Origin of the sequence: Fulvimarina thalattae (genome assembly GCF_040239565.1) — a bacterium.
Taxonomy (GTDB): domain Bacteria; phylum Pseudomonadota; class Alphaproteobacteria; order Rhizobiales; family Rhizobiaceae; genus Fulvimarina.
This window is the reverse complement of record NZ_JBEHWS010000009.1, coordinates 21,270-34,136: the sequence shown is the minus strand read 5'-3', so window position 1 is coordinate 34,136 and position 12,867 is coordinate 21,270. Positions and strand designations below refer to the sequence as shown.

Annotated in this window: 6 protein-coding genes; 4 read left to right on the top strand and 2 right to left on the bottom strand. The window is 62.1% G+C overall.

Annotated elements, in window-relative coordinates; all coding sequences use genetic code 11:
• Positions 1 to 322: 322 nt before the first annotated feature.
• The gene (locus ABRA89_RS12695) at positions 323 to 3,739 is read right to left on the bottom strand and encodes a transglutaminase family protein (RefSeq protein ID WP_349941862.1); all 3,417 of its coding nucleotides are present in this window, start codon (positions 3,737 to 3,739) and stop codon (positions 323 to 325) included.
• A gap of 233 nt (positions 3,740 to 3,972) precedes the next feature.
• On the opposite strand from ABRA89_RS12695, the gene ABRA89_RS12690 reads away from it, so the two are divergent.
• The 4 genes from ABRA89_RS12690 to treY all read left to right on the top strand — a co-directional run bounded on the left by ABRA89_RS12690 (position 3,973) and on the right by treY (position 11,835).
• On the top strand, positions 3,973 to 5,070 hold the full coding sequence (locus tag ABRA89_RS12690) for a zinc-binding metallopeptidase family protein (protein WP_349941861.1): 1,098 nt from the start codon (positions 3,973 to 3,975) through the stop codon (positions 5,068 to 5,070).
• A gap of 326 nt (positions 5,071 to 5,396) precedes the next feature.
• Complete coding sequence (treZ, locus tag ABRA89_RS12685; RefSeq protein ID WP_349941859.1) at positions 5,397 to 7,283, top strand: malto-oligosyltrehalose trehalohydrolase; 1,887 nt, start codon at positions 5,397 to 5,399, stop codon at positions 7,281 to 7,283.
• Positions 7,280 to 9,136 (top strand): 4-alpha-glucanotransferase, encoded by a 1,857-nt coding sequence (gene malQ / locus ABRA89_RS12680; RefSeq protein WP_349941858.1) that lies wholly within the window; start codon positions 7,280 to 7,282, stop codon positions 9,134 to 9,136. Before treZ ends, malQ begins: the two co-directional genes overlap by 4 nt.
• A complete protein-coding gene (gene treY, locus ABRA89_RS12675) occupies positions 9,133 to 11,835 on the top strand; it encodes a malto-oligosyltrehalose synthase (RefSeq protein ID WP_349941857.1) in 2,703 nt (900 codons plus the stop codon). Before malQ ends, treY begins: the two co-directional genes overlap by 4 nt.
• Positions 11,836 to 11,904: 69 nt before the next feature.
• Here the strand turns inward: treY and coaA are convergent, their stop codons facing one another.
• A complete protein-coding gene (gene coaA, locus ABRA89_RS12670; RefSeq protein WP_349941856.1) occupies positions 11,905 to 12,864 on the bottom strand; it encodes a type I pantothenate kinase in 960 nt (319 codons plus the stop codon).
• Positions 12,865 to 12,867: the final 3 nt, after the last annotated feature.

The following is a 12,867-nucleotide window of genomic DNA, read 5'->3' as shown; positions in this document are numbered from 1 at the left end:
AGAAAAGCTGTCTCGGCCTTCGCGAGCTCCAAAAGACGTTCGGGAACCAAGCGGCCGGTCCGGCAGACTTCTACGACGCGCGGACGCAGCGGCAGCGCAGAATCCGATATCATGCGCGGCGTCACGAAAATGGCGAAGAAGAAGCTCTGAAACGGGTCGTTACCCGCTGCAGCCAACATCTATAAAAACGTAAAAAAGGGTCGCCTCTCGGGCGGCCCTTTTTCGCGTCCGCGTTGGAGTCGTTTCCGAAGGAACGCACTTCACCTGCTCTATGCCTTCCCCGCTTGGCCAGCGGCCGCAGCGGGGAAGAGATCTCGATGTCCTAACGCACAGCCAGTCCTGCCGGCCTTCTCAGATCGAGCGTCATCGGGAAGCTCGGATCGGCGATCTCGCGGACCGGCTCATAACCGCCCGGGGTGTGGCCTATCGGCTCGAAGCGGGCGAGGCGGCGGGCTTCGGCCTCGTAGGAGTTGATCGGGAAGGTGTCGTAGTTCCGGCCTCCCGGGTGGGCGACATGATAGGTGCAGCCTCCCAGAGAGCGGTTCGACCATCTATCGTAGATGTCGAAGGTGAGCGGCGCGTGGACCGGGATGGTCGGGTGCAAACCGGACGGCGGCTGCCACGCCTTGAAGCGTACGCCGGCGACCGCCTCCTTGCCTTTGCCCGTCGCCGTCATCGGAACTTCGCGGCCGTTGCAGGTAACGGTATGCCGGGCATTGTCGAAGTTCGACAGCTTCACTTGAAGGCGCTCGACCGATGAATCGACGAAGCGCACCGTGCCGCCGATCGCGCCGGTCTCACCCATCACATGCCACGGCTCCAACGCCTGACGCAGTTCGAGCTCGATACCCTCGCGCTCGATCTTGCCGCAGAACGGGAAGCGAAATTCCTGTTGGGCCTCGAACCATTCGGGGCGCATCGGATAGCCCGCACGGGTGAGATCACCGAGAACATCGAGGAAATCCTGCCAGACGAATTCGGGCAGCATGAATCGATCGTGCAGATTGGTGCCCCAGCGCGCGAACTTGCCGTCCTCCGGCTGCTTCCAGAACTTGGCGATCAGCGCGCGGATCAGAAGCTGCTGGGCGAGCGACATACGCGGCTCGGGCGGCATCTCGAAGCCGCGGAATTCGACGAGGCCCAGGCGGCCGGTGGGCCCGTCCGGTGAATAGAGCTTGTCGATGCAGATCTCGGCGCGATGGGTGTTGCCGGTCACGTCGATCAGCAGGTTTCGGAACAGCCGGTCGACTAGCCAGGGCGGGGTCGAGAAACTGTCTTGCGTGACCTGCGCCATCGCGATTTCAAGCTCGTAGAGCTGGTCGTGCCGGCCCTCGTCGATGCGGGGGGCCTGGCTCGTCGGGCCGATGAAGAGGCCGGAGAACAAGTACGAAAGCGAGGGATGGCGCTGCCAGTAGAGAACCAGCGATTTCAGGAGGTCCGGCCGGCGCAGGAACGGCGAATCGAGCGGCGTCGCGCCGCCGACCACGACGTGGTTTCCGCCGCCGGTGCCGGCATGCTTGCCGTCCACCATGAACTTGTCGGTGCCGAGCCGCGACTGGCGGGCATCCTCGTAGACGCCCTGCGTGATCGCCTTGGCCTCCTCCCAGTTCGAAGCCGGGTGCACGTTCACCTCGATCACGCCCGGATCGGGCGCGACGCGGATGACGTTGAGGCGCGGGTCGTGCGGCGGCGCGTAGCCCTCGATCTGAACTGGCAGATCGAGATCGCGCGCAGCCTCTTCGATCGCGCCGAGAAGATCGAGATAGGCCTCGGTGAATTCTAGTGGTGGCATGAAGACGCAAAGCTTTCCGTCGCGCGGCTCCACTGAGAGAGCGGTGCGCACGAAGCCCTGAATCTCGGCGTTCTCCGAGGCGACTGCGGTAAAGAACGTCCCGGCGGGCGCACGAGAACCATCCTCTTTGGCAGCAAGCGGCGGCAGAGGTGCCATTTCGCGCATCCGGCCGGCGACCGTATCGGCCTTGTCCGACGACGGATCGTGGGTTTGTCGTGCTGTGCGTCCCCACTGCTCGCGGTTCTGTGGTGGCAATGGTGGGAAAGGCTGGGTCGGGTCGGCCGGATGAATGTAGGGATAGTCCCCGCGCCCGAGATAGGGCAGGGAGGCCAGTGGCAGGCGGTAGCCGAGGGCGGAGTCGCCGGGCGTCAGATAAAGATGCTTGCGCCGCGTCTTCCAACGCTCCGACATCCAGCGGACTTTGCTCGATCGCGATTGCCAAGCCTGAACGGGAAGCACATGACCCGTCGGTTTCGACAGGCCGTGGTCGAACACTTTGGCGAGGCGCGCGCGCTCTTCCCGGTCCTCGAGTTTGGAATCGGTCGGCTCCACATTGTCGGGCAGACCCTGCTCGCGGGCGATCCAGAAGGAGGCGTCCTCGAAGGCCGGCATGACGTTCTCGGTCGCTACATCGAGGGCCTTTGCGACGCTCTGGGTGAACGCTTCGGACTCTTCAGCGCCGACGGTGGCGTCGGTTTTCTCGCGGGCGACCAGATCGGAGTCCTGCCAAATCGGCGCGCCGTCCTTGCGCCAGTAGAGCGAGAAGGTCCAACGCGGCAGTGTCTCGCCCGGATACCATTTGCCCTGGCCGTAATGCAGAAAACCACCCGGCGCGAAGCGGTCGCGGAGGCGGCGGATGAGATCGTCGGCAAGTCCGCGCTTCATCGGGCCGGTGGCATCGGAATTCCATTCCGGCGATTCGAACTCGTCGATCGACACGAAGGTCGGCTCGCCGCCCATGGTGAGCCGGACATCGTTGGCTTCCAGTTCCTGATCGACCTTCTTGCCGAGGGTGTCGAGCGCCTCCCAGCTGTCGTCGGAGAATGGATATGTGACGCGCGGGCGCTCGGAGATGCGCCCGACCGTCATGTCGAATTCGAAGTCCACTTCAGCAAATCCGACGAGGCCGGAGATCGGCGCGGCCGAGCGATAATGCGGCGTTGCGGCGAGCGGGATGTGGCTTTCGCCGGTGAGAAGACCCGACGTCGGATCGAGACCGATCCAGCCCGCGCCCGGAATGTAGACCTCGCCCCAGGCATGAAGATCGGTGAAGTCGTGATCGGTGCCTGAAGGACCGTCGAGAGCCGCGACGTCCGGTTTCAGCTGGATCAGGTAGCCGGATACGAAACGCGCGGCAAAGCCCAGATGGCGTAGCGTATTGACGAGCAGCCAGGAGGAATCGCGGCAGGAGCCGGAATTCTTGGTCAGCGTTTCGTCCGGCGTCTGAACGCCCGGCTCCATACGGACGAGATAGTCGATACGATTTTGGATCTTTTGGTTGAGCCCGACGAGGAAGTCGATCGTGCGCTGGCCGGGCGTGAGGTCGACCTCGTCGATGAAGGCTTGGAACTTCTCATCCGCCGGTTCAGGGTCGAGATAGGATTCGAGCTCCTTCTTGACCTCCTCCGGATAGGTGAATGGAAACTCCTCGGCATGCTCCTCGATGAAGAAGTCGAACGGGTTGTAGACCGTCATGTCGGCGAGAAGGTCGACCTCGACCTTGAACTCGCGAACCGGCTCGGGAAATACGAAGCGTGCGAGATAATTGCCGAACGGGTCCTGGTGCCAGTTCACGAAATGCTCGGCCGGTGAAACCTTCAGCGAATAGGACGGGATGCGTGTGCGCGAATGCGGTGCGGGTCGCAGCCGGATGACCTGGGGACCAACAATGACCGGGCGGTCATATTTGTAATGGGTGAGGTGGCGAAGGCTTGCGAGGATCGACATGGGCGCTTTCTGTTTTCGCTTCGGCTTTCTTTTGTTACCTATGCTTTAGACCACATCACACATGCGGCAAGGGGCCGGGCCTGTGGTCTTTTAAGGGCAGGGCCCGATCTTTCGGGTAATGCTGGCAGAAGATTTCGGGCAATGCTGGCAGAAGGCCGGAACGTTCGTCACACTCCAGCATTGATGCGCATCGCTCCTGTGTGAGTGTATCGAATTGCCCCAAGGACCTGAAAATGAAACTGTTTTCCTGCCCGGCCTGCGATCAGGTCGTGTACTTCGAGAACGTCTCGTGCGAACGCTGCGGCCGCTCACTCGGCTATGACGCCGGACGGGAAGTCATGATCGCGCTCGAAAAGGAGGACGACTTCTGGAAAGAAGCCGGTTCGCACTCCGACAGCGCGACGCTGAAATACTGCGATAACTACCAGTACGGCGTCTGCAATTGGCTTCTTCCCGCCGATAGTGCCGACCAGTACTGCCTTGCCTGCCGGCACAACGAGACCGTTCCCGACGTCTCCGACCCGGAAAATCTCGCATGCTGGCAGAGGATGGAGATCGGCAAGCATCGCCTCTTCTATGCCATCAACCGTTTCGGTCTGCCGCTTTCGACCCGCAGCGAGAACGAGGAAGGTCTCGGTTTCGACTTCCTCGCCGAGGACGACGGTTCGCCCGGCAATGTCATGACGGGTCACGATCGCGGGCTCATAACCATAGCGCTCGCCGAAGCCGACGACGCGGAGCGCGTCAAGCGGCGCGAGGCCATGGGCGAGCCTTATCGCACGCTGCTCGGTCATTTCCGCCACGAGGTCGGTCACTGGTACTGGGATCGCATCGTGCGCGACGGCAATCCCGGTGCACTCGATGCCTGCCGCGCGCTGTTCGGCGACGACACCGAGGACTACGGCGAAGCACTGCAGCGCCATTACGAGAACGGGCCGAAACCGAACTGGCAGGAAGAATTCGTCTCGTCCTATGCCGGCGCCCATGCCTGGGAGGATTTCGCCGAGACGTGGGCGCATTATCTTCACATCGTCGATACGCTGGAAACCGGCCATGCCTGGGGTGTCGCGATCGATCCGCGAATTCCCGACCAGGGATTGCTGACGACGAAGATCGCATTCGATCCGTATGCCCGGGACACCACCATCCAGCAGATAACGGATGCCTGGTTTGCCCTTTCGGCGGCATTGAATTCCTTCAACCGTTCCATGGGGCACCAGGATCTCTATCCGTTCGTCCTGTCTCCGGCCGTGATCGAAAAACTCGGCTTCATGCACGATCTCGTGCGTGGCGAGGCCGGCGGAAACGGAAAACAGGCGCAGGCGGCCTGACGCACGAAAATTGCGGACAATTGGGTCAGTTGTAGCGAGCTCTATCCCAACCTTGTTCGAACTCTTGTCGAGGGAATGGCAGCGCCCGAGTCGTTTCAAGCCGGGCGCTGCCATCGTCGCTCCTTCGCCGTTTTCCATGCGCGAGCGCGCGGCTGCCTCGATTGCTTGCCTGACGATTATTTTTTGGTCGGCTCGTGGGGCTGGAACCGTCGTCATGTGCCCCAATTATGGGAATGGCTGTGGAGCACGCTGTCCCGCATGAGACCACGTCCCAATAATGAAATCCCTGGGGCTTTCCCCGAACGACAAGGACGCGACCGCACTCTATGACTTCGACGGAAAACGGCTTTTCGTTCGAGACCTCCTGGGGTCCGAGACTTGTCCACGAAGGCGCGGAATTCCGCCTCTGGGCGCCGTCGGCCCCTTCGATCGAACTTGCGATAGGTGACGCGAACGGCAATCCCGCCGAATTCTGCGCAATGGAAATGGGCGACGCCGGCTGGTGGCGGCTGACGACCGACAAGGTCGCGGTTGGCGGAGCTTACGGATTTCGCCTCGAAAACGGACTCGTCGTTCCTGATCCTGCGTCCCGCCGGCAATTCGGAGACGTTCATTCACTCTCGGTTCTTACCGATTCCACTGCCTATCGCTGGACGACGCCCGAGTGGAACGGCCGGCCATGGGAAGAAACCGTCTTCTACGAACTTCACACCGGCACATTTTCCGAAAAAGGCACGTTCGCCGGTATCGAGGAAAAGCTCGATTTCCTGAAGACGGTTGGCATCACCACCATCGAACTCCTGCCTGTCGCCCAGTTCATGGGCAAGCGCGGCTGGGGCTATGACGGCGTTCTTCTCTATTGTCCGCACGAGGCCTATGGCGGCGATGCCGGGCTCAAGGGGCTGATCGATGCCGCCCATTCGCGGGGGCTCAGCGTCTTTCTCGATGTGGTCTACAACCACTTCGGACCGGACGGAAATTATCTCGGCGCCTATGCACCCGAGTTCTTTCACGAGGAAATCCACACGCCTTGGGGTCCGGCGATCGCTTATGACGAGGAGCCGGTCCGCGCATTCATGATCGAGAATGCGCTCTACTGGCTGGAAGAATTCCGCTTCGACGGTCTGCGGCTCGATGCGATCGACTCGATCAAGGACACGACCGACACGCCGCTGGTGAAGGAACTCGCCGCCGCCGTGCGCAAGCGCTTTCCTGGCCGGCATGTGCACCTCACGACTGAAGACGACCGCAACATCACCTGGCATATCGAGCGCGGCGAGACCGGTCAGCCGCAGCTCGTCTCGGGCGAATGGAACGACGACCTCCATCACACGGTCCACGTTCTCGCGACCCACGAGCAGGAAGCCTATTACGCCGATTACACGCGCAGCAGCGTCTCGCAGCTGGCCAAATCGCTCGCGACCGGGTTCGTCTATCAGGGCGATTATTCCCCGGTTCGCGACAAGAAAGTCGGAACGACCTCCGAACACCTTCCGCCGACGGCCTTCGTCAACTTCATCCAGAATCACGACCAGATCGGCAACCGTGCCTTCGGCGAGCGGTTGACCGATCTCGCTTCGCGGCGCATCGTCGAATGCGCCCAGGCGATCTTGCTCTTGTCGCCGCAGATCCCGCTGATCTTCATGGGCGAAGAGTGGGGTGAGACCCACCCCTTCTGCTTCTTCACCGATTTCGACGGCGATCTCGCCGATGCGGTACGCGAGGGTCGGCGCTCCGAATTTGCCAAGTTCACGGCCTTCCACGCTGCCGAAACGCGCGAACTGATCCCGGACCCGAATTCCGAAACGACCTTCGCTTCGTCGATGCTGGACTGGTCCGAGCTCAAGCGCCCGAACCATCTGCGCCGACTCGAACAGGTCAAACTGCTCCTGAAAATCCGTCAGAAACGGATCGTTCCGCTGCTGAAACATGTGCCGGCGCAATGCGGCTCCTACCATACCTCGGACGGCACGCTGGCCTTTGCCGTCGCCTGGACGCTTCAGGACAGCAAGGTACTGCATCTCTTCGCCAATCTCAGCGATAACCCCTGGCCGCTTCCGGCCGACTTGACGAAGAATGACCTGACCGCCGGCGATCTCGTCCATTCTTATCCCGCAAATGCGGATAGTCGGCTCGCGGACGGGACCTTGCCGCCCACATCCGTCGTTTTCCGTCTTTCGCATCAGACGCTTATATCGGGAGGTACCGCTTGAGACCATCAATTGACCAGCTGGCTGATAGCCACGGCATCCAGACGGTCTATACGTCCGAGATGGGCGAGCGGAAGGAAATCTCCGACGAGGCAAAGCAGCGCCTTCTCGCGGCGCTCTCGGTCGATCCCGACGGCGGTGCACCCGGGCATTTTACTGAGGCGCGGCAGACGCCCGGAAAGAGTTGTGCGTTGCCACCAGTCGTCGCCGATCACCGGCGCTGGGGCATTTCCTGCCAGCTCTACGGCCTGCGCTCCAGTCGCAACTTCGGAATCGGCGATTTCGAGGATCTGGCGCGGCTTGCGGTGATCGGGGCGAAGGAGGGCGCCTCCTTTATCGGCGTCAATCCTCTGCATGCGCTCTTCATGGCTGACGGCAACCGCTTCTCGCCTTATTCTCCTTCGACCCGGCGCTTCAACAACCCGCTTTATCTCGCGATCGACAAGATCGAGGGTGGCGGCAAGGCGATCGAGACGCTGCGCGCCGAGGAGCCGGAGCTTTTCGAGGGTCTCGACGGGACACTCGTCGACTATCCGGCTGTCACTTCGCTGAAGAGCCGGCTGCTGCGGATGATCTTCGAGGCCCGCAAGGACGACATTACGTCTTCGCAGGCTTTCGAGCGGTTCGTATCCGGCGGCGGCTCGACCCTCCACGCCTTCGCGCTATTCGAGGCGATATCCGAGGCTCAGGTTGCAGCTGGTGGATATGCCGGCTGGCATCACTGGCCGGAGCCGCTGAGGGATCGTGAAAGCGATGCCGTCCAGGCGTTCGAGGGAGATCATCTCGACGAGATCAACTTCCACAAATGGCTGCAATTCGAGGCCGACGAGCAGATCGCGAGCGTTCAGGCGCGGGCCAAATCCGAGGGCATGGCGATCGGCCTCTATCTCGATCTCGCCGTCGGAGTCGCGCCGGACGGCGCGGAGACCTGGGCCGATCCGGCGCTGACCGTCGCCGCCGCGCGTGTGGGCGCACCACCGGATATGTTCAACTCGTCCGGCCAGGACTGGGGTCTCGCGCCGCTCTCGCCGAAGGCGCTGGCGCAACGGGACTACAAGCCACTTCGCAACGCGTTCGGGCAGCTCACGCTGCACGCCGGCGCGGTGCGCATCGACCACGCCATGGGGCTCGCGCGGCTGTGGTGGATTCCGCAGGATCAGTCGTCGGCGGGCGGCGGCTATGTCCGCTATCCCCTGGGCGAGATGGTCGATGCTGTCGCCGATGCCTCGAACGCCAATCACTGCGTCGTCATCGGCGAGGATCTCGGTACCGTGCCGGAGGGCTTCCGGGAAACGATGGAGGCGGCCAACGTATTCTCCTACCGTGTTCTCTATTTCGAGCGCCGGGATGATGCCTTCCTTGCGCCGAGCGCCTATCCGAAGCTCGCGCTCGCCTGCATCTCGACCCACGATCTCGCACCGCTTGCCGGCTGGTGGCGAGGCACCGACATCATATTGAGGGAGCAGGCCGGCACACAGGACGAACTATCGACGCAGCGCGACCTCAGGAGCCGCGCCGAGGAACGGATCGATCTCCTGGTCGCACTGCGCAAGGCGAGCCTCATTCCGAACGACTACGAGCAGATGCTCAACGGCGACGTGCCGCTTTCGCAGGAGCTGAACCAGGTCCTCAGCGAGGCGATCCACCGCTATGTCGCGCGGACGCCGTCGTTGCTCCTTACCGTCCAGCTGGAGGACATGCTGGGTGCCACCCACCAGCCGAATTTGCCCGGCACCACTGATCAATACCCCAATTGGCGCATTCGCCAGGACGTCGCTCTTGAAGACCTCGAAAAAAACGAGCGCTTCAAGAGCCTGGCGCGGGCGATGCGCGAGGAAAGGCCGAATCCCTCATGAGCGCGCCGCTCGTCTCCACATACCGCCTCCAGTTCAGGGAAGGCACGGATTTCGCCGCCGCGCGCGATCTTGCCCGCTACTGGAAGCGCCTCGGTATCAGCCATCTCTACGCCTCGCCGATCTTCGCCGCGTCCGAAGGCTCCACCCACGGCTACGACGTTACCGACTATAACGCGCTGGAAGAGGATCTCGGCGGTATTGGCGGTTTCATGGAGATGTCGAACGCGCTCTCCTCAGCCGATATCGGGCTGATCCTTGATTTCGTTCCCAACCATATGGGCGTCTCGCCGCAGAACCATTGGTGGGAGGACGTGCTGCGCTGGGGCGAGGAGAGCCGCTACGCCTATACGTTCGATATCGCGTGGGAAGCCAAGCGCATTCTCGTTCCCGTCCTTGGAAAGCCCTATGGCGACGCGCTGGAAGCCGGCGACCTGACCATCGTCCTCGACGAGGCGGCGCCCGCTTTCCGTTTCGACGCCGCGGGCTATGGCCTGCCCGTCGATCCTCGAACTTATGGCCATGTCTTCGGATTGATGGACCACGACGAACGTGACCGTCTGGTCCGTCGTTTCTCGGTCTCGACTCCGCCGGAAGCAGACGAACTTCGTGAGCGTCTCAGTGAGCATCTTCAGGATAGCGGCTTCCGCGAAGCGCTTGATGCCGCGATCGAGACGATCAATGCCGACAGGCAGGCCCTTCACGCCCTGCACGAGGCTCAGGCCTGGCGGCTCGCCTGGTGGCGCACCGCCCGTGAACGCCTGACCTATCGCCGTTTCTTCGAGATCGCCGATCTCATCGGCGTTCGCCAGGAAATGCGCCGCGTCTTCCGTGAAAGCCACCAGATGATCATCCGGCTGGCACGTGAGCGCCGGCTGGACGGAATCCGGATCGACCATGTCGATGGTCTTGCGGACCCGAAAACCTATCTCGACGATCTCAACCAGGCGTTTCGCGCCGTCCGCCGCTCCCCGACGATCCATGTCGAGAAGATCCTGACCGGCGAGGAGCGGCTTCGCTCTTCCTGGGCAATCGACGGCACGACCGGCTACGAGTTCATCACCGCGCTTTCCGGCCTTTATGTCGACCCCAAGCGCGAAGAGGGGATGAGCGAGGCTTACCACACCTTCCTTGGACGCCGCGAAGACCTGCGCGCAATGATTCTCGCCGAGAAGCGCTCGATCTTCCTGCGTAATCTGGCCGGCGAACTAACGGTGCTGACGGGCCTCGCGCTCGACGTTGCCTCACGCGGTCTATCCACCCGTGATCTCGGCCGCGACACGCTTGCGCGCTCGATCGTGGAGGTCGCCGCCGCGCTGCCTGTCTACCGCACCTATGGGTCCGTCGATGGCGTACCCCGCCGTGACGTCGCCATCATCGACGACGCGGTCGATCTTGCGATGACGCGCCGCGAGGTCGAGGCGGACGAGCCGATCCAGTTCATCGGCAGGCTCCTGAAACTCGATTTCGAGGACGGCGAGGACGTTGCAGGCGCTCTCAACTTTACCCGCCGTTTTCAGCAGACGACCGGCGCCGTAATGGCGAAGGCGGTCGAGGATACAGTCTTTTACCGCTATAACCGCCTGATCTCGCTCAACGAGGTGGGTGGCGAGCCCGACCAGTACGGCGCCGATATCGAAGCCTTCCACGAGGCGATGCAGATACGGCTGGAGGATCAGCCCTCCGGTCTCGTTGCAACGACGACCCACGATACGAAGCGCGGCGAGGACGCCCGCGCGCGGATCTACACGCTGTCGGAGGCACCGGGGCGCTGGCGCTCGCTCGTTTCGAATTTCGCCGCCGTGATGACCGCCTGGCGCAAGGATATCGAGCCGGATCTCTTCTCGCCTGATCCGGCGACCGAATGGGGGCTCTACCAGTCCCTGCTCGGCGTGCTGCCGACGGACTTCGATCCGGCAGATAAAGAGCAGTGCGAAGAGATTGCCGAGCGCCTCACCGCATTCGCCGAAAAGGCCGTGCGGGAGGCCAAGCGCTATACCAGCTGGACGGCGCCGGCCGAGAAATACGAAAATGCGCTGCGAGCATTCGTCGAGGCGATGCTCGACCCTGAGGGTGAACTGATCGGGGAATTCTGGTCCAGTGTCCAACCCTTCGTGACGGCTGGCGCTCTCAACAGCCTCTCCCAGACGGTGATCAAGCTGACGGCGCCAGGTGTGCCCGATATTTATCAGGGCACCGAGTTCTACGATTTCTCCCTCGTCGATCCGGACAATCGTCGCGCCGTCGACTTCGACGCGCGTATCGAGGCCTTGGAGGCCGAAGCCGATCCTGCGGCGCTTCTCTCCGATTGGCGCTCAGGCCATCTGAAAGCGCGGATCACCGCGGCAGGCCTTCGCATGCGTCAGGGCGCGCCGTCGGTTTTCACGACGGGCCGCTATGTACCGCTCGAAGTCGAGGGACCGGGGGCGGGCTGGATCGTCGCCTTCGCGCGCGTCTCGGAAGACGGCATCACTGCGATCACCATCGCGCCGCGCATGACGCTCTCACTGTTGGATGGCCAGCTCGACCCAGCTGTGCCGGCTGAACGGTGGCAGGATACACGGGTAATCCTGCCCGACGATCTCACCTCCAAGACGTTCACGGATGTCTTGACCGACGCCGAATGGACGGGTTCCGAGATTCAGGTGGCCGATGTGCTCGGCGTTCTGCCTGTGGCGATGTTGATTTCGACGCCACAGTAACCGCGCGGGATAAGCGTTGGCTCCAGAACGACCTCTGGAGCCAATGTCCTCGTTCGACAGGCGACCGCTTCAGAGTTTCCGGAGCGCGACCTGTTCGATGAGGTGTGTCGGCCCCTTCTTCAATATGAGGTCGGCGCGCGGACGGGTCGGCAGAATGTTCTCGTGCAGATTGACGGCATTGATCTGCGACCAGAGATCTTCTGCGGTGTTCTGGGCATCGGCGTCGGAAATATTGGCATAGCGGTGGAAGAACGAATCTTCCTGCTGAAACGCCGTCTCTCGAAGGCGCATGAACCGATCGATATACCAGCGATGGATGTCGCTTTCTTCCGCGTCGATGTAGATCGAGTAGTCGAAAAAATCCGAGACGAACGGCACCGCACGCCCGTCCGGCGGCATCTTCTGAACCTGAAGCACGTTGAGGCCCTCGAAGATGAGAATATCGGGGCGATCGACCATTGCGCGCTCGCCCTTTGTCACGTCGTAATAGAAATGGGAGTAGACCGGCGCCGTCACGCGCGGCGCGCCGGCCTTGATATCCGACAAAAAGCGCAGGATCTCGCCGACATCATAGCTTTCCGGAAAGCCCTTGCGGCGCATGAGTCCTTTCGATTCCAGCACAGCATTCGGAAAGAGGAAGCCGTCGGTTGTGACGAGAGCGACCTTGGGCGAAGTCGGCCAGCGGCCGAGTAGCAGCTGAAGCAGACGGGCCGTCGTCGATTTTCCGACGGCGACGGAGCCGGCGATGCCGATGACAAAAGGCGTCTTGTGGCCGACGCCGTTACCGGACAAGAATTGCTGACGCTGCTCGAACAGCAACTGCGACGCCTCGACGTGAGCCGAAAGAAGCCTAGACAGCGAGAGATAGATCCTGGTCACCTCATCGAGGTCCACCGGATCGTTCATCGATCGGATGCGCTCGAGGTCTGCGGCCGACAGGGTCAGTGGGGTATCGGCGCGAAACTGGGACCATTCCTGCGCCGAGAAAATCCGGTAGGGCGAAAAGGGTGTTGGCTCGAGCTGATCCATCCG